At 36.1% G+C, this 17,024-nt stretch carries 19 protein-coding genes; 9 read left to right on the top strand and 10 right to left on the bottom strand.

The window, feature by feature from the left end:
* Window positions 1-2 precede the first annotated feature (2 nt).
* The 7 genes from B0I22_RS11440 to B0I22_RS11410 form a co-directional block, all read right to left on the bottom strand.
* Window positions 3-371: a four helix bundle protein gene (locus B0I22_RS11440; RefSeq protein ID WP_133944933.1), complete on the bottom strand. Its 369-nt coding sequence runs from the start codon at window positions 369-371 to the stop codon at window positions 3-5.
* Window positions 372-410: 39 nt separating this feature from the next.
* The gene (locus B0I22_RS11435; protein ID WP_133944931.1) at window positions 411-1,406 is read right to left on the bottom strand and encodes an AAA family ATPase; all 996 of its coding nucleotides are present in this window, start codon (window positions 1,404-1,406) and stop codon (window positions 411-413) included.
* 137 nt (window positions 1,407-1,543) lie between these two features.
* Window positions 1,544-2,011, bottom strand: a complete 468-nt coding sequence (locus B0I22_RS11430; protein WP_133944929.1) for a transposase — start codon at window positions 2,009-2,011, stop codon at window positions 1,544-1,546.
* A gap of 271 nt (window positions 2,012-2,282) precedes the next feature.
* Complete coding sequence (locus B0I22_RS11425; RefSeq protein ID WP_133944927.1) at window positions 2,283-3,452, bottom strand: hypothetical protein; 1,170 nt, start codon at window positions 3,450-3,452, stop codon at window positions 2,283-2,285.
* A 27-nt stretch (window positions 3,453-3,479) separates the two neighbouring features.
* A complete protein-coding gene (locus B0I22_RS11420; RefSeq protein ID WP_133944925.1) occupies window positions 3,480-4,259 on the bottom strand; it encodes a DUF4129 domain-containing protein in 780 nt (259 codons plus the stop codon).
* Complete coding sequence (locus tag B0I22_RS11415; protein WP_133944923.1) at window positions 4,249-5,223, bottom strand: DUF4013 domain-containing protein; 975 nt, start codon at window positions 5,221-5,223, stop codon at window positions 4,249-4,251. Before B0I22_RS11415 ends, B0I22_RS11420 begins: the two co-directional genes overlap by 11 nt.
* Window positions 5,192-6,184 carry a stage II sporulation protein M gene (locus B0I22_RS11410; RefSeq protein ID WP_133944921.1) on the bottom strand — a complete coding sequence of 331 codons (993 nt, stop codon included), beginning with the start codon at window positions 6,182-6,184 and terminating at the stop codon, window positions 5,192-5,194. The genes B0I22_RS11415 and B0I22_RS11410 overlap by 32 nt, the downstream gene beginning before the upstream one ends.
* A gap of 20 nt (window positions 6,185-6,204) precedes the next feature.
* On the opposite strand from B0I22_RS11410, the gene B0I22_RS11405 reads away from it, so the two are divergent.
* Window positions 6,205-6,957 (top strand): RDD family protein, encoded by a 753-nt coding sequence (locus B0I22_RS11405; RefSeq protein WP_133944919.1) that lies wholly within the window; start codon window positions 6,205-6,207, stop codon window positions 6,955-6,957.
* A gap of 69 nt (window positions 6,958-7,026) precedes the next feature.
* Here the strand turns inward: B0I22_RS11405 and B0I22_RS11400 are convergent, their stop codons facing one another.
* On the bottom strand, window positions 7,027-7,503 hold the full coding sequence (locus B0I22_RS11400) for a hypothetical protein (RefSeq protein WP_133944917.1): 477 nt from the start codon (window positions 7,501-7,503) through the stop codon (window positions 7,027-7,029).
* Between the two features lie 110 nt (window positions 7,504-7,613).
* On the opposite strand from B0I22_RS11400, the gene B0I22_RS11395 reads away from it, so the two are divergent.
* The 7 genes from B0I22_RS11395 (at window position 7,614) to B0I22_RS11365 (ending at window position 14,678) form a co-directional block, all read left to right on the top strand.
* Window positions 7,614-8,024, top strand: a complete 411-nt coding sequence (locus B0I22_RS11395) for an energy transducer TonB (protein WP_133944915.1) — start codon at window positions 7,614-7,616, stop codon at window positions 8,022-8,024.
* Between the two features lie 179 nt (window positions 8,025-8,203).
* Entirely contained in the window at window positions 8,204-9,640 is a 1,437-nt protein-coding gene (gene miaB / locus B0I22_RS11390) for a tRNA (N6-isopentenyl adenosine(37)-C2)-methylthiotransferase MiaB (protein WP_133944913.1), read from the top strand.
* 47 nt (window positions 9,641-9,687) lie between these two features.
* The gene (locus B0I22_RS11385; protein ID WP_133944911.1) at window positions 9,688-10,179 is read left to right on the top strand and encodes a hypothetical protein; all 492 of its coding nucleotides are present in this window, start codon (window positions 9,688-9,690) and stop codon (window positions 10,177-10,179) included.
* Window positions 10,151-10,975 (top strand): tetratricopeptide repeat protein, encoded by an 825-nt coding sequence (locus tag B0I22_RS11380; RefSeq protein ID WP_133944909.1) that lies wholly within the window; start codon window positions 10,151-10,153, stop codon window positions 10,973-10,975. The genes B0I22_RS11385 and B0I22_RS11380 overlap by 29 nt, the downstream gene beginning before the upstream one ends.
* Window positions 10,976-11,051: 76 nt before the next feature.
* Entirely contained in the window at window positions 11,052-12,350 is a 1,299-nt protein-coding gene (locus B0I22_RS11375; protein WP_133944908.1) for a sigma-54 interaction domain-containing protein, read from the top strand.
* A 32-nt stretch (window positions 12,351-12,382) separates the two neighbouring features.
* Window positions 12,383-12,937: an LptE family protein gene (locus B0I22_RS11370; RefSeq protein ID WP_133944906.1), complete on the top strand. Its 555-nt coding sequence runs from the start codon at window positions 12,383-12,385 to the stop codon at window positions 12,935-12,937.
* Window positions 12,888-14,678 (top strand): hypothetical protein, encoded by a 1,791-nt coding sequence (locus B0I22_RS11365; protein WP_166668223.1) that lies wholly within the window; start codon window positions 12,888-12,890, stop codon window positions 14,676-14,678. Before B0I22_RS11370 ends, B0I22_RS11365 begins: the two co-directional genes overlap by 50 nt.
* A 36-nt stretch (window positions 14,679-14,714) precedes the next feature.
* On the opposite strand, the gene B0I22_RS11360 is transcribed toward B0I22_RS11365, so the two are convergent.
* Both B0I22_RS11360 and B0I22_RS11355 read right to left on the bottom strand, forming a co-directional pair.
* Window positions 14,715-15,518: a GLPGLI family protein gene (locus tag B0I22_RS11360; protein WP_133944902.1), complete on the bottom strand. Its 804-nt coding sequence runs from the start codon at window positions 15,516-15,518 to the stop codon at window positions 14,715-14,717.
* A 4-nt stretch (window positions 15,519-15,522) separates the two neighbouring features.
* Window positions 15,523-16,461: a GLPGLI family protein gene (locus B0I22_RS11355; RefSeq protein ID WP_133944900.1), complete on the bottom strand. Its 939-nt coding sequence runs from the start codon at window positions 16,459-16,461 to the stop codon at window positions 15,523-15,525.
* Window positions 16,462-16,692: 231 nt separating this feature from the next.
* Between B0I22_RS11355 and B0I22_RS11350 the strand changes: the two genes are divergently transcribed.
* On the top strand, window positions 16,693-17,022 hold the full coding sequence (locus B0I22_RS11350) for a HesB/IscA family protein (RefSeq protein ID WP_133944898.1): 330 nt from the start codon (window positions 16,693-16,695) through the stop codon (window positions 17,020-17,022).
* Window positions 17,023-17,024 lie beyond the last annotated feature (2 nt).

The following is a 17,024-nucleotide window of genomic DNA, read 5'->3' as shown; positions in this document are numbered from 1 at the left end:
TTTTAGGTTGTAGGGTTTGAGTCTTTTAATGAATTAATTAAACCATTAATCATTTTAGAAATTTCGATAATATTGAAACTAAGGGTTTCGAAAATAGTGTTGTCAATAAATCCCAGGTTTTTAGAAATGATGATTTGAGTTTCTATTTCGCTACAACTTCCTCTAGCTATTCGTAAAAATTGTATATAATCAGCTTTACTTCGTCTAGTGTTTCCTTCTGCAATATTGCTCGGAACAGAAACGGAGGCTCTTCTCAATTGCGAAGTCAACCCATAAATCTCGTTTGAAGGAAATTTCTCAGTAATCCTGTAAATTTCTGTCACTAAATTTATAGACTTTTGCCAAACAATTAATTCTTTAAAATGAGCCATAATTAACGAAACTAAAAACTAATACCTACTACCTAAAATCTATCTAGGAACTTCAATGCTTTCCAAAATTTGTCTGATAATCTCGTCCGCTGTCAAACCTTCCATCTCGCGTTCTGGGGAAACAATGATTCTGTGTCTCAAAACTGCAAATGATGCTTCTTTGATATCTTCCGGCGTTACAAAGTCACGACCTCGGATGGCTGCGAAAGCCTTACTCGCAGTCAATAATGCAAGACTTGCTCTTGGGGAAGCTCCTAAATATAAAAATTGATTTTCCCTCGTATTGACAATGATTTTCGCAATATATTCCAGAAGATTTTGTTCTACGACGATTTCTTTTACCAACTGCTGATATTGCTTTAATTGCTGTCCGGAAATGACTGTTTGAACCACGTCGGTTTTATCTTCTAATCTGTTGTTATGTTGGTTTTTAATGATTTCAATTTCCTGTTCCAGATTTGGGTAACCGACTTCAATTTTGAATAGAAAACGGTCGAGTTGCGCTTCCGGTAATCTATAAGTTCCCTCGTGTTCGATTGGATTTTGAGTCGCAACAACCAAAAATGGTTCTTCCATTTGATATTTTACGCCATCCATCGTGATTTGTTGCTCTTCCATTACTTCGAATAAAGCGGATTGCGTTTTTGCAGGCGAACGGTTGATTTCATCAATCAAAATAAAATTCGAGAAAATCGGACCTTTCTTAAATTTGAAATCCGCTTCTTTTACATTGAAAACGGAAGTTCCCAAAATATCGGAAGGCATCAAATCCGGCGTAAACTGGATTCTGCTGAAGTCCACAGAAATGGTTTTTGCCAATAATTTTGCAGTAATCGTTTTTGCAACTCCGGGAACGCCTTCGATTAAAACGTGTCCGTTGGATAAAAGTGCCACCAACAAATGTTCAATCATATTTTCCTGACCGATGATGACTTTTCCAATTTCTGCTTTTACGCGTTCGAGGTTATTTCGTAAGTCCTTCATATCCAGTCTTGACTGGAATTCAGGCGCTTTGTCTTGGTATTGTTCTTCCATAATTTTAATTTTAATAAGCTCCAGTGGAGCAAAATGTTTGTAGCTATTAGTTTATTTTCTCCGCGAAGCTCCGTAGGAGCGATATGTTTGTAGCATTATTTTGAAGACTCTCAGCAGAGCTCCGTAGGAGCGACACGTTAATTGTCATAAAATTCAAACAAATATTTTTCATCATATTGGATTTCAAATTTATTCAAAAGCTCAAGATATTCTTCTTTAAAACTTTTCTTTTTGTGATGTTCTTCTTGATTATTAATATAATTAATGACTTTATCAATTTGACTTTTCGAATATGAAAATGCACCATAACCTTCTTGCCAATTAAATTTCCCATCAAACCAATTTTCTTCATTGATGAATTTGGATGAATTAGATTTTATATCACGAACTAAATCCGGAATTTTAAAATTCAAACTATTGAATCCCATTAAAAGATGAACGTGGTTAGGATTTGCATAGATTGACAATAGTTTTTGGTTGTTATTTTTAATGATTCCCGCAATATATTTTTGTAACAATTCTCTTTTGGTTGGATGGATGAGATTTTGTCTTCCTTGTACCGCAAAGACAAATTGAATGTAGATTTGGATGTAAGTGTTTGCCATTTTGTGTTTTGTTTGGTGTCGCTCCTACGGAGCTTGGATTTATTATGATTAACTTCTTTCTACAAACATTTTGCTCCTACGGAGCCTAGATAGTTATATTGTGAATTTTTTACAAACATTTCACTCCTATGGAGTTTTGATTTAATTACGATTATCCTTTCTACAAACATTTCGTTCCGCTGGCACTCATCTAGCAAAAGCTCCGTAGGAGCGAAATGTTTGTAGAAAGAATTATCGCCAATGCGAAGCTCCGTAGGAGCGACACTTTTCATCACTTCAAAATATCATCCAACAATTTATTCATCCTTATCAAATCTTCCTTCATCACGCTTGCATACGGATTTTGTCCTTTTTTGATGAGTTCCACAGCTTCTTTTATTAACTCTATTTTCTTTCCTGTTTTCAAATGTAATTTATTGATGAATTGTTCGTCCAGATTCTGTGTGTCAATCAATAAATCCATTCTGATTTTACTCAAAAAATACTGTGCTTTTTTCGCCATCATCTCGTGGAAATCGCCTTCCTGAAGATACAGATTCCCAATACTTCTGATAAAATCGACCGATGTATTTTTCAAAGGTTCTGTGATTGGAACAATGCGCTGTTTCCTTTTTGCATTGAAAATCACAAAAACAATTAGACCAAAGAGCAACAAATACCAAGCATATTGCAGTGGCGGATTGCTGAGAATGAAACGCATCGACGACATCGAGAGAGGCGCATCTGTTTCTACAAACCAAACCGTTTCCCGATCTGGCAAATACGACAAAACGCTTTCTAAATATCTGTTTTTTGAATTCAAAAGATAATAATTCGTCAAAACCAATGGCTCTGAATGGAAATAAAAATGTCCGTCTCCGAAATTGATTTTAATAAAATTAGCTTGGGTAGATGTTTTATTTTTAGACGATTTGTAAAGACTTTTTCCCAAAATTTCCATATCTTTTTGGATGTAGGAAAAACCGTAATTATCTGGCAGTTTATCAATGAATAATCTATTGTTCACTAGTTTTTTATCCGTAAGTTGCAGGTAATAATTATCCTCAAAACTCAGAATTCCGGTTTTGAATCCCAAAGAATCGCCAATTTTTTTAGGAATTTTGTTGCTGAACAGCATCACATCGGAACCGTTGTAAACCTCATTCATCAGAAATTCCCACGAGACATCATCTATTTCTTTTTGGATTATGAGAATATTATGTGGCTTTTTTTGCTCTTTTTTACTGTAATATTCATAAGGTGAAACCCTTGCTTTTTCCAATTTTTGGTGGAACAAACCATTGGATTCTTGGTCGAAAACATAAAGTCCGAAAGGTGTTTTTTTCTCCGTATTAAAATTCTTTCGCCAATCCAGAACGGGTTTTTTATTCATCTCAAACATACCCATCACAATCAGAATGATGATGAAAATGACAGCGTATATTTTGAACGTTTTATTCATAGATTTTCAATTGATAAAAAGCTTTTATCAGAATTTATTAAAATAAGTTTTATAATGTTGATAGTCTGTTTCCTCCGCTTGAAATTCGCCGTACCAAATGTAATCGTAAATATAGATAATGCGTCTGAAGTCTTCCTGCAATTGATTGTTTTTCAATTCTTTGAGATAATCTCGGTTTGTTTTTTCCGGATTCCAATCGATGAGATTTTTATCCGTCAATTTTTTCAAAGCATAAAGAAAATGATAGCGAATCGCCGAACGGTAATCCTGCTGTTTTTCAAACATAAGAATGCTCTGCGGAAAGTTGATCTCGTGGATATTCTCTTCCAAATCCTGAGCGGTAATTTTAATTTTCCTGTTTCTTTTCCCAAACAAGAAATTCCCGTCTTTGGACATCAAATAACGCACTAGAATATACAACAGAAAACCAACAATCAGAATCGCAAAAAACCTTAGAATATTAATCGTGTAATCATTGGCCTTGTTAGGATCTAAATCGCCAAAAATCATCGAAAGCCATTCGGAAATTTTCTTTTTTACCTTGTCCCACACCGATTCTTTGGGTTTCAGAACTTCATAATCGAAATCGTTGTTTTGGTATTTGTTTTTGAAATTGGGATCGATTGTTTTTGGATGAAGCGCATTGTCCGTAGAATAATTCGTCCTCACCAAAGAATCTGCTTTGATGTAATGAAACCCAGACTCATAGGCAGAAGAATCTACAACTTCTTGCACAACTTCGTACTGAGAAAACACAACGTTTCCCAGCAAAGAAAATATCAGTAAAAGAAATTGTCTAAAACTCACTGTTTCCTATGGTATCAATTTCACTCAGGTTGATTGTTCTGTGCAAATCTGTGCGGCTGTCGTAATACTGAAGTCCCGCGTTAACGTACATCACATTGTACAACATAAAACTTACCAGGGTAGAAATGCCGTAAATCACGAAGAAAAAAATGCCCATTCCTCCAGAAAACACTTCTGCAGGATCGCTTTGCGGATTTCCCACTTCTGGAATTGTACTCATTCCCAAACCTAAAAATATGGACGGAATAAATGTAAAAACCATCAAAACAACATAAATAATCATAAAACAAATCACCGTAGAACCCCAATATTTCCAGAATTTCGCCTGCTGAGAATCGAACATTTTTGAAAAATTGACTTTCAGCGCATAACCCAGAGATTCAAAAAAACCTTTGTTGGTATTCAGATAATCGAAAAGTGTAAAATTCATTACATTAATGAAAGCCGGCATCAACAAAATCAATAGAAAAAAACCAATGACAACCACCATTAGAAATGAGGAAATTGCCATCAAAATAAACATCACAGGCGTCATAATAAAAAGCGTTCCGAGAAAGAAAATGATAAACTTTCCGATATTCTTTTTGATGTCACCCAGCATTTGATCCGGCTTTATGTTGCGATCGCCGGTTTCTGCAATCCGCTTCATGTACAAAACTGGAAATGTGTACATAATGATGCTCATTAACAAAAATAAAAGAACAAACACCACAAATCCTAAAATCAATAACAAGTTATTCTCCTGAAAATAAGATTGGAAAAAATAGCTGTTTCCGTTGACATTTGAATTGATCATTTGAAGGAAAAACTCACGGTATCCAAATATGAAAACCACCACAAACAGAAGCATCAAAACGCCGTTGAGAGCGAGATAATTCTTAAAATAATTCTTACCAAATTCTTTGAAAAAGGTAAAGGTATCGCTGATGAGATTACCGAATTTTCGCTCTTGAAATAATTGCATTTTTCTTAAGTTTTTTGATGACAATATGAGGGTAAATAAAATAGTAAAACGCAATCACAGACAAAGTACCAAAGATGATAACAATGTTGAGAACCAACGGCATCACCTGCGCATATCTGGTGACAAAACCTTCTATGATGCCTGCAAAAATAGTGAATGGAACTGTGCTAAGATAGATTTTGAAACTATTTCTAAAACCGAGTTTGAAAGATTCTAAGCGCGACAACGTCTTTGGAAACAAAATGGAGGCGCCCAAAATAAGCCCAGCCATCGCTTCCACCACCATTCCAAAAATCTCAAAAGCACCGTGAAGCCAGATTCCTTTCGCACTTTCCAGCAACACATTTTGGGTTTTGAAGAAAAACTGAAATGCGCCCAACATAATGCTGTTCTGCATCAAGGCATACAACGTTCCAACGCCACCGAAAACGCCGTAGATGTAAAGTTTTGCACCCACAACCAAGTTGTTCACAATGATCATAAGTGATGTGCTCCAATTTGCACCCGAACCATATATGGCGGTAGGATCTCCTTTTTTGATGTTTTCCAATGTTTGGTTCACGTAGCCTTCGCCCAAAATGAGCGTTGCAAAATCTTTGTCATAAATCGAAGAAATGACGCCTATGGCAACAAACAAGATAAAAAAAGCAAATGCATAATGGAGATAGCGGCGATATTCGTACACCGTCATCGGAACTTCTGTGACAAAGAAATGTTTGATTCTGTTTTCCTCGATTCTTTTGGTTTTATAAATTTTCTGAAAAATCTGAGCCGAGAGAAAATTGAGATAAACAGTGGTTTTGCTTTTGGGATAATAAGTTTGGGAAAATGAGAGATCATTAATCAAATTGATGTACAGCGACGAGAGATCATCCGGATTTTTTTTCATTTTTCCGTTGACAACATGTTCTATTTCCAACCATTTTGCTTTATTTTGCTTTATAAAAGCCACTTCTCTCATAATGCTAAAATAATAAAAATATGAATCAGATTGCTATTAATACTTCGCAAAATGTAAATGTAAATTTTACGTTGGCTGGTGTGGGAGAAAGAATCGTTGCTTTTTTCATAGATTGGCTTATCAAGGGATTTTATATTTTTGTTTTATTCTGGCTTCTGCGCTTTCTTCTGGAAGGATCAGATTTTACCAGCGGGATGGACAATTGGTCTCTGGGCGCCTTCATTCTTATCGTTACATTTCCTGTTCATATCTACACTTTGGTACTGGAAAGCCTGATGGAAGGACAAACCTTTGGAAAGAAATTAATGAAAATAAAAGTCGTGAAAATAGACGGCTACCAGGCAAGTTTCGGCGATTATCTCATGCGTTGGATATTCCGGTTGGTAGATATCTACACCAATTCCGGAATCGTGGCGGTCATCAGTATGGTGGTTTCCAAAAATCATCAGCGCGTGGGCGATATTGCGACTGGAACAGCGGTGATTTCTCTCAAAAATAGCGTGAATATTTCGCACACTATTTTGGAACAATTGAAGGAAGATTACACTCCACTTTTTCCACAAGTCATTCTTCTGAGCGACAACGATGTGCGAATCATCAAAGAAAACTACCAGAAAGCTTTGAAATCTGACGATCGCCAAATCATCAATAAACTGACAATCAAAATCGTCGAAATCCTGAAGCTGGAACCCAATTCTATCCAACTGACGCAACGGCAATTCATCAATACGGTAATCAAGGATTATAATTTCTACACCGGAAAGGATTCTTAGACTTAATAAAAAAAACAGGATAGAAAATGATTCTACCCTGAAATTTATTAAAATGAAAATTTACATTTCCTAAAGAATCAACATCTCCGTATCTTTTTGCAACGCCAGCGTAATGGTATCGCGGAAAAGGGTGATGGCTTTCATAAGATTTGACATCACAAATCCACCTTCGCACATAAAGTAATAATTCACAGCAAACGTTTTGGACTCGGCATCAAAATCAAATCTTGACATTGCCACTTCCTTGTTCAGCTTGTTCGTCAGTTCGCTCGCTTTTGTGTAAGTTGTGCCTTCTTTAGATTTGTAGGTTACAGAGAATGTGAGGTAACCTTTGGCTTTGTCATTGTAAATGTTCCAAGTGTAGGTGTTTTTAATTTTCACAAAATCTGTTCCTGTTGAGACCACTACAATTCCTGCGTCGTCCATCAGTTTTTTCAATCCTTCTACGGTGATTTCGTCTGATTTCACCACTTTTTGTGCATTTGTAAAAACGCCGGCGAAAAGCATCATCGCCAAGAATAATTTTAATAATAGTTTGGTTTTCATAACTTTTAGGGTTTATTGTTGAGAGCAAATTTAATACGCTTTTTTTTCAAAACAAATACGTCAGATGCCGTATATTTATCCCATAATAACCTACTCAAATAATTTCAAGAATGTTGAAGCTTTTTTATCTTGCTATCGCTTTGTCGATGAGCAGTTTATCTTATTCCCAAACACAGTCTCAAACCGAAGTCACCGTTGCAAATCAAAAAGCGGAATATCCCGGCGGTCAGGAAGTTTTCCGCAACGAGTTTATGAGAATGGTTTACGCCTACGTCGATCTTACAGCTTATGCGGTAAATGGAAAATTTTCTTTCATCATTACAATTGATAAAAATGGAAAAATGAGCGAGATGAAAATCCATCCCAAAGTAAAATATGACGAAGAGTTCAAACAAGATATGAACTTTGCGATGAAACGGCTCAAGAAAAAATGGAAACCAGCGATTCAAAACGGTGTTCCTGTAAGTTCTAATATTATTTTTGATATTAATTTTTCATCAGAACACGCGGATCACGATTAATTTTATCAAAAAACAGCCAAGATTTCAACTTCTGAATAATTTCAATCCCTGCCATTCTGTCACAATATTTTGTATCTTTGCAAACTAATTAATTTGAAATTCGAGGTTTGAAATTTGAAATTGCTTTTTAGCGGTTTTTGATTTCAAATCTCAAAATTCAAATCTCAAATTTTGATGCAGTGCAAGAAAAATATATAGACGAAACCAAACAGGGCGAAGCTTTTGCCATTCTCGAAAAACCTGAAAACGGTAAAAAACTGTTCTTAGAAAGCTACGGCTGTCAGATGAATTTCTCTGATTCCGAGATTGTTGCATCCATCCTCAACGAACAAGGCTACAACACAACTTTGAACGTGGAAGAGGCAGATTTGATTTTATTGAATACTTGCTCCATCCGTGAAAAAGCTGAGCAAACTGTGAGAATGCGTTTGGCTCAATTCAAAAATTTGAAAAAAGAACGTCCAAATATGACCGTCGGAGTTCTCGGTTGTATGGCGGAACGATTGAAAACTAAATTTCTAGAGGAAGAACAACTCGTCGATTTGGTCGTAGGTCCCGATGCTTACAGAGATTTACCCAATCTTTTGAAAGAAACCGAGGACGGAAGAGATGCCATCAACGTTATCCTTTCGAAAGAAGAAACTTATGCTGACATCAATCCAGTTCGTTTGGGCGGAAATGGCGTTACAGCTTTCGTGACGATCACGAGAGGTTGCGATAATATGTGTACGTTTTGCGTAGTTCCGTTTACCAGAGGTCGTGAGAGAAGTCGTGACCCGCATTCGATTATTGAGGAATGTCAAAGTCTTTGGAACAATGGTTACAAAGAAATTACACTTCTTGGACAAAACGTTGATTCCTACCTTTGGTATGGTGGCGGACCGAAAAAAGACTTTGCCAAAGCATCAGAAATGCAAAAACTGACAGCGATCAATTTTGCTCAATTGCTTGATATGGTTGCCGTTGCAGTTCCGAAAATGAGAATCAGATTCTCAACTTCCAATCCGCACGAGATGACGGAAGAAGTTTTCAGAATGATTGCAAAACACGATAATATCTGTAATTACGTTCACCTTCCCGTTCAAAGTGGAAGCGACAGAATTCTCCAATTGATGAACCGTCAACACACGCGTCAGGAATATTTAGATTTAATTAAAAAAGGAAAAGAAATTGTTCCCGATATTTCTTTTTCCCAAGATATGATTATCGGATTCTGCACCGAAACCGAGGAAGACCATCAACTCACAATGAGCTTGATGCGAGAAGTTGAATACGATTACGGTTATATGTTTTCTTATTCCACAAGACCCGGAACGCCCGCTCACAAGAAATTGGAAGACGACATTCCTGCCGATGTAAAACAACGTCGTCTCGCGGAAGTGATTGCTTTACAAGGTGAACTTTCCCGAAAAAGAATGCAAGGTTACGTGGGCAGAGTTCACGAAATTTTGATTGAAGGCATTTCTAAGAAGAATAAAAACCAATGGAAAGGCAGAAATTCTCAAAACGCAGTTTGTGTATTTGATATGAAGGAAGGTCAAAAATTGGGCGACATTGTGTCTGTTTTTGTCCACGGCAATACGCAGGGAACGCTTTTGGGGGAAACGGTTTTATAAAATTCTAATCATCAAACTTTCTCTTTAGCTGAGGTTTCAATATATCAATGAAGAATATCTCCTGCATACTATTTCTTTTACCAACTCTTTTGTTCTCTCAAAGTTCAAAATGGGATTACATTGGGAACATCAATTTTGATGAGAAAACGGATAGAAAAGATTTCATTTTATGTAATGAGAATCACATTTATCAATATTTTAATGACTCAAAAGGATTTCAATACGAAGGCGAAAAAATAGCAATCGAGGAAGAGTTTCAGAAAAAATATAATTCTGGAAATGTAAAAAAGGAAAATGCTTGGGTTAGAATTCGTTTCATTGTGAATTGTTTTGGGAAATCTGATAGATTCAGGATTTTAACCGCAAACTACGATTACGAGCCAATTGAAATCGATAAAAATATTACAAAGCAACTTTTAGAAATCACAAAAAATCTAAATGGTTGGATTCCAAAACAAGAAAGAGGCGGAAAAATCGACTATTATCAATATTTAATTTTCAAAATAAAAGATGGAAAAATCGACGAAATATTGCCTTAGTTTTCAGCTGATTTTAGTTGCGTTTTTCACTTACGGACAATCTTTGAACTGTAATGTTTTCCGTTTGGAAGGCGATTCCATCAAATTTAAAGCTTGCGAAAAAGCCATTGAAACGGTTTACAACAAAAGACTTTATCAATTCGATCAACGTTTCCACGACGGATTATCCGAAGCCATAAAAATTGACCCAAATTTCGATTATCCTTACAAAGAACAATCGGTTTCTTATCTCAAAAGCGGAGATTTTGTTTCCTGGAAAAAACTGATTGACAAGTCTGTAGAACTTAATCCTAAAGGAAATCTCGGTTACAGAGCTTGGTGCAGATACCAATTTTTCCGAGATTACAAAGGTGCCATCGCAGACATTGAAGCTTTAGAAAAAATTTATCCAACTGGATATTTGGGACATTCCGTCAACGGCGATTATGAATTGCATATTGCAAAAGCCCTTTGTCATTCAGCGATTGGGGAAAAAGAAAAGGCAATTTCTCTCATAGAAAATCAACTTTCCAAGAAGGAGCATAATGTTGGTTTGTACGATTATTATCAGCTTGGCGTAACATATTTCGAAACTGGAAAGCACGAAAAAGCGTTAGAAAACTTCGAGAAACAAAGCAAAGTTTATGATTTTGCGGAGAATATTTATTTTAAAAGTAAAGTTTCGAAAATTAGAAACAAAGATTATTTGGATTTGAAAAATCTTGCCTTAAAATCTTATGATGAAGGCAAAACAATGTTGGAAGGCTATACGCATCATTTCAACAAAGTTTACAGAAAGCAAATTGCTGAACTGTAAATTAAATTTAACAAAATTCAAATTCAAAAAAATCTTCCGAATTCCGTCATCGGAGTTCGGACAAAAAATTAAAATTATGGCAGAATTACAATCCATAAAAGCACGCTTCGGCATCATCGGGAATTTCCCTGCACTTAATAGAGCTTTGGAAAAGGCAATTCAGGTCGCTCCAACCGATATCTCAGTTTTGGTAATGGGCGAAAGTGGCGTTGGAAAAGAGTTTATCCCGAAAATTATCCACGGCGAATCCAGAAGAAAGCACCAACCATATATTGTCGTGAACTGCGGTGCAATCCCAGAAGGAACAATAGATTCCGAACTATTCGGACACGAAAAAGGTGCGTTTACAGGCGCAACTTCCACAAGAAAAGGTTATTTTGAAGTCGCAGATGGCGGAACCATTTTCCTTGATGAAGTGGGTGAATTGCCTTTGCAGACACAAGTTCGTTTGCTGAGAGTTTTGGAAAGTGGAGAATTTATGAAAGTTGGTTCTTCTCAAGTTCAAAAAACGAATGTAAGAATAGTGGCTGCTACAAATGTGAATATGATGAAAGCGATTGGCGACAACCGTTTCCGTGAAGACCTTTATTATCGTTTGAATACAGTTCAGATTGATATGCCGGCTTTGCGAGAAAGAAAGGGCGATATTCACCTGTTATTCAGAAAGTTCGCGATAGATTTTGCTGAAAAATACAGAATGCCGGAATTGAAATTGACAGATGATGCGGTTTCTTATCTTGAAAATTATGCTTTTCCTGGGAACGTTCGTCAACTCAGAAATTTGGTGGAACAGATGACTGTGGTTGAGCAAAACCGAGAAGTTAATTCCACAAAATTGGCAGAATACATCCCGATGAATGCGAATTTGCCAGCGGTCATTTCCAAAACCAGCGGAAGCGGAAGTTCCAGCTCAGACTTTGGGTCGGAGAGAGAAATTATGTACAAAGTGCTCTTCGATATGCGGAATGACATTAATGATTTAAAATCCTTAACTTCGGAACTTATAAAAAGTAGAGGAAATGCCGATCTGAGTTCTCAGGAAAAAAATCTGATCAATAGAATTTATACACCGGAACCAGCTCAGAATGCGAATCCAAACTCCTTGCTCTACTTCGAAAATAATAACAACAGTCAGCAGAATCAGATTCACCATCCAACGATTATCTCTGAGGATAATGAGGATTACAATGATGTAGAAGATATTGAAATAGAAGAAGCAAGACCAGAATCTTTGTCTTTGCAAAACAACGAAAAAGATTTGATAATCAAAGCTTTAGAAAAGCATAAAGGCAGAAGAAATAAAGCCGCAGACGAATTGGGAATTTCCCAAAGAACGCTTTACAGAAAAATAAAACAGTATAATCTTGAGGAATAAAAAAATCAAGATAAAAAAGCAAAAGAATCAAAATGATTTCCAATTTTAAAAACAATATTTCATCACTTCGCATTTTTAAAACGTGTATATTTTTACTTGTTTCTTGTCTTTTATATTCGTGTTACAAATTCTCCGGATCTTCACTAAGCCCGGAAATGCAAACGGTGAAAATCAATATGTTTCCAAATAACGCTGCCAATAATCTCCCAACTTTGAGTCAGGATTTTACAGTGGCTTTGCAAAATCGCTTCCTGCAAAGATCTGGTTTGAAAGGCGCTATTGACAATCCACATCTGTTGATAGAAGGTGAAATCAGCGATTATAGCATCACGCCAACCAGTATTGGATCAGCAACCACCACTACTCAAGGAAACACAATTCAGGCTTTGCAAAACAAGCTGACCATCACAGTAAAAGTACATTACGAAAACAGCATAGACCCTACTTTGAGTTTTGACAGAACTTACAGCGACGAGGCGGTTTTCAACAGTGATCTGGATCTCAATACGATAGAAACTGCGCAAGTGAGAATTGTGAATGAGAGGATCATCAACAAAATTTTTAACGACATTGTCGCCAACTGGTAAAAGTATGAATACGAGAGTTTTAGAATTAATAAAAAATCCGAAAATCATCATAGAATCTGACCTCCATATTTTGGAATCGGAGTCAGAAAAAATGCCGTACGCACAAAGTATTCGCGCGCTTTATCTGTACGGAACCAACCTTTACAAGACAGAAAGCTACAAAGAAAATCTTTCTAAAACGGCGGCTTACACCACGGATAAAAAAATATTGTATCAGTTTATCAATTCAGAGAAAAATATTAAAAAAGAAACTGAAAATCAAATTATTAACAATTTAAAAGAAGAGGAAAAGCCTGCAGAGTCTAAAATCATCACAGAAATTGAAGCTGCAGAAAACAATGCTGTTCTTAATAAATTTGATGTTGAAAAAATCATCGAATCCGAGAGGAAAGAAAATTCTGAATTCATCGTTGTAGAAGGCGAAAAGAACCGTTTGCTTTATGAAGGTGAAGAAAATTTCCTTGAAGAAAAATCGGAGGAAATTGATATGGAAGCAACCAAAGAATCGGGCGTTATCACAATCAAAGATGATCTGGAAGTCAAAGAAACCCTGATTGTTATTGATGAAAACCGATCGGAAGAAACCATTTCCGAACATTTGGAGGTAGAAGAAGTTTTAGAAACGCCTGAAGAGAAAATGCCTGAACAAATTGCTGATACTCAAGTTCAGGACGAAGATTCTTCTGGAAATATTAGTTTTAATGGGATTGAAGAATTTTTGCCTCAAGTGAAATTCTCTGTTCCGAAAAATCATTTGGATTATCTGAATCCACCTAAAAAATCGGTGAAAAAAGAGGAAAATTCAACTCCAGAAAAAACAGTTTCCAAGTCAGAATATATTGAACCAATCGTTCCGAAAATTGATGACAATCAAATTAGTTTTGAAAACACGCAAGCTTTTGAAGTTTCAAAACCAACCGAAATTGTAAATGCTGAGCCTGAAACTGAGGACAACATTAATGAAAGTGAAATCAGCTTCGAAAATACGCAAGCTTTCGAAGTTTTAAAATCAGAAGCAGAAATTGTAATTGAAAAACCAACTCAAAAACCTGAAAATCAAACAATTGAAAAAGAAGTCATTTTGGAACAACCAATTTCTGAATGGAAGCCAATGTCGTTTTCCAGCAATGTTCCAGATTCATTAATCGGGAAAAAAGAAGTTCAACAGCCAAAGCAGGAAATAAAAGTTGAAGAAAAAGTTGAAAAACCTGCAGTAATCGAGGAAGTTATCATTAATGAAACACCAATCGTAGAAGAAAAACCTCAAACCTCAGAAACGGAAAGACCTGTGATGAATGTTTCTTTCTTCGGAAATGACGTTTCAAAAATCAAAGAGGAAAAAGAACTTCCATCAATCCTCGACAAACCCGAAGTGAAAGAAACTGTTGACAGCAACGTCGGAACCTTCATCAATACTTGGCAAAGCTGGTTGAAAATCGACCGACCAAAATCCGACGAATCTCCGGAAAAAACAATTGTTGTAAAAGAAAAAATCATAGATCAATTCATCGAGAAAAATCCAAAAATTTCTCAGTTAAAAGAGGAAGTCAGCTTCATTGTAAAGGAGAAAAAAGACGATATTTCGCACCTAATGACAGAAACCTTGGCAAACTTGTACGTGGAACAAAAACTCTATTCCAAAGCCATCAAAGCCTACGAAATATTGATAGAAAAACATCCGCAGAAAGAAGAACATTTTCTTGGAAAGATCGAAGAAATAAAGGAAATCAGAAAATCATAAAAACAAAAATCGTCCCGAGTATCAGGACGATTTTTTTTACTTCAATTCTATCGGATTGTTCTTGCTTTTAGCTTCTTTTTCGAATCGTTTTTGCATTTCCTGCATTTGTTTCGGGTCAAGCGTGAATCCTCCGCCTCCAAGACCGCTATTTCTACCAGCAGTCATAAAACTTACTGGATCTTTTTGCATCTTTTTTTCCATTTCTATATATTTTGATTTGGAAAGTGCGATAACTTGTCCGCGGTTCAAAGGCTGATAGATCTCTCCTATTTTTTTGGTTTGCATCAAATCGAAAGAATAATCGCCTTTTTCGTCTTGAACTTTCACGATCAAACCAGGCAATCCGGAAAATTTATACGGTCCATCTTGCAACGGAACTTCTTGTGTGAACCAAGCGTACCAAGTCCTTCCACCGAATTTTGTTTCTGCTTTTTGCGTTTGGTAATCTCCAATTTTTACGGTTTCTGGTAAGATTTTCCATTCAAAAACAGGCGTTTCTGAATAAGAATAATTATCTCTTCCGATTCTTGATTTATAAATCAAACTCTGGTTCGTCAGATCTTTATCAATAGTGAATTGCAGGTTACTTCTCAGATTTTGCATCTGGCTTCTGTCAAAGTTTTTCGTTGCCCGCATTCTCTCCATCAAAGAATCTCTTTTCAAAGAATTTTCTGCGTAGAATACTGATTTTTTGCCGTCTGTATCCAGATAGGCCAATTCTGTTTTTTTCTCCACGTTTGTAGAATCCGGTGTTAGACTTACTTGATAAACGAATCTTGTACTTTGCTGAGCCATTACCAATGGCATTGCCAAAAGGCTTAATATTTTAATGAATTTCATATGTTTATTTATTTTTTAATTCGATGGGATTTGTATTGATAAAGTTTACATTTCCACTGTTGGGCGTGGTTGGTGAAGAAGAATTACCCATTTGTACATCAGGTTGTCCACCCACAACGTCTCCATTTTGCATGATATTTTGATTTCCAAATCCACCGTTCATACCGCTATTTCTTTGGTTCATTCTGTTGAAGCTATCGAAGTTGATTTCTGGATCTTTATTGGTGACCATTTCCATCCTGACAGAAGCTTTGTCACCTTGGAAGTTGATTCTCGTAGATTTTCGGGCGTCTGGTTTTATCGTTTCGGAAAATGAATTGGGAATATTAATTTTTTTAATAAAACTAAATCTATAATCCCCTTTGTCATCTTCCAATTTCAAAATCAAACCCGGAAGTCCGAAGAATTTGTAAGGCCCATCAGAAATTTTAATGTCTGGCGCAAACCAAGCAGTCCATTTTCTTCCACCAAAATTCATTGTTGCTTTCTGTATTTTATAATTGTTGAAATCGGACGTTTCTGTGGAGATTTCCCAATTCATTTTTCTGTCTTCCTGATAATAAACCTGTCTGGAGCCTACATTTTCAATCAGATCTACAGATTTTGTTTCGAGATCTTTTGTAATATGATATTCGAAAAAAGTGAGCTGTATAGATTTTCCGTCTGGCAATTTTGGAAATTCGGATTTGTCTTTTTTTAATTTTTTCCCATCCAGTTTTCCTTGGCTTCTCAGCACAGCGATCAAAGAATCCCGCAGCAGTTTGCTCTCGCTTATGAACAAAGATTTGTCTGCTTTGATGTCCAAAAAAGTTTTTTCAACTTTCATATTCACAAGGTTGATGGTATCCGGATTTACCTCCGTTTGGTAAATATATCTTTCTGTCTGACAAAAAATACTTGCCGGAAATAGCAAGAATATCATTAAGATAATTAGCTTATTCATAATTTTAAAACTGATTCTTTGATTATTAAAATCAGGCAAAGTTAATTCTTCAAAGGAAGTGTTAAGGTTTTGTAGGTTAATTTATAAATTATTTAACATTCAACAATCTGTTTATCAATATTAATTATAAGAAGAACGCGTATTAAAAATGATGAGAATAGACGACATCGATTTGAGATTGCGGAAATTAGTTCGTACTTTTGTAGACTAAAATCAGTCTAAATAAAAACAATGATACAAGTAAGCGATCAGGCAAAATCTAAGGCGGCTCAGTTGATGACCGAAGAAGGCTTCAACCCTGAGACTGACTATATACGAGTAGGCGTAAAAAGTGGCGGTTGTTCCGGACTAGAGTACGTCTTGAAGTTTGATAATTTAAAAAATGAAACCGACACGATCTTCGAAGATAACGGCGTAAGAGTCATTATTGAGAAAAAATCCATCCTTTATCTTGCAGGAACAGTCTTGGAATATTCAGGCGGATTGAACGGGAAAGGTTTTATTTTTAACAATCCAAATGCTGCAAGAACTTGCGGCTGCGGAGAGAGTTTTAGTTTATAATT

Origin of the sequence: Epilithonimonas xixisoli (assembly GCF_004365655.1) — a bacterium.
Classification (GTDB): Bacteria; Bacteroidota; Bacteroidia; order Flavobacteriales; family Weeksellaceae; genus Epilithonimonas; species Epilithonimonas xixisoli.
This window is presented reverse-complemented; position numbering and strand designations above follow the sequence as displayed.

Bases quoted from the DNA above. Each gene is read 5' to 3' on its own strand.
- B0I22_RS11440 (WP_133944933.1), bottom strand. From the start codon at position 371: ATGGCTCATTTTAAAGAATTAATTGTTTGGCAAAAGTCTATAAATTTA.
- B0I22_RS11435 (WP_133944931.1), bottom strand. From the start codon at position 1,406: ATGGAAGAACAATACCAAGACAAAGCGCCTGAATTCCAGTCAAGACTG.
- B0I22_RS11430 (WP_133944929.1), bottom strand. From the start codon at position 2,011: ATGGCAAACACTTACATCCAAATCTACATTCAATTTGTCTTTGCGGTA.
- B0I22_RS11425 (WP_133944927.1), bottom strand. From the start codon at position 3,452: ATGAATAAAACGTTCAAAATATACGCTGTCATTTTCATCATCATTCTG.
- B0I22_RS11415 (WP_133944923.1), bottom strand. From the start codon at position 5,223: ATGCAATTATTTCAAGAGCGAAAATTCGGTAATCTCATCAGCGATACC.
- B0I22_RS11410 (WP_133944921.1), bottom strand. From the start codon at position 6,184: ATGAGAGAAGTGGCTTTTATAAAGCAAAATAAAGCAAAATGGTTGGAA.
- B0I22_RS11405 (WP_133944919.1), top strand. From the start codon at position 6,205: ATGAATCAGATTGCTATTAATACTTCGCAAAATGTAAATGTAAATTTT.
- B0I22_RS11400 (WP_133944917.1), bottom strand. From the start codon at position 7,503: ATGAAAACCAAACTATTATTAAAATTATTCTTGGCGATGATGCTTTTC.
- B0I22_RS11395 (WP_133944915.1), top strand. From the start codon at position 7,614: ATGTTGAAGCTTTTTTATCTTGCTATCGCTTTGTCGATGAGCAGTTTA.
- B0I22_RS11385 (WP_133944911.1), top strand. From the start codon at position 9,688: ATGAAGAATATCTCCTGCATACTATTTCTTTTACCAACTCTTTTGTTC.
- B0I22_RS11380 (WP_133944909.1), top strand. From the start codon at position 10,151: ATGGAAAAATCGACGAAATATTGCCTTAGTTTTCAGCTGATTTTAGTT.
- B0I22_RS11375 (WP_133944908.1), top strand. From the start codon at position 11,052: ATGGCAGAATTACAATCCATAAAAGCACGCTTCGGCATCATCGGGAAT.
- B0I22_RS11370 (WP_133944906.1), top strand. From the start codon at position 12,383: ATGATTTCCAATTTTAAAAACAATATTTCATCACTTCGCATTTTTAAA.
- B0I22_RS11365 (WP_166668223.1), top strand. From the start codon at position 12,888: ATGAGAGGATCATCAACAAAATTTTTAACGACATTGTCGCCAACTGGT.
- B0I22_RS11360 (WP_133944902.1), bottom strand. From the start codon at position 15,518: ATGAAATTCATTAAAATATTAAGCCTTTTGGCAATGCCATTGGTAATG.
- B0I22_RS11355 (WP_133944900.1), bottom strand. From the start codon at position 16,461: ATGAATAAGCTAATTATCTTAATGATATTCTTGCTATTTCCGGCAAGT.
- B0I22_RS11350 (WP_133944898.1), top strand. From the start codon at position 16,693: ATGATACAAGTAAGCGATCAGGCAAAATCTAAGGCGGCTCAGTTGATG.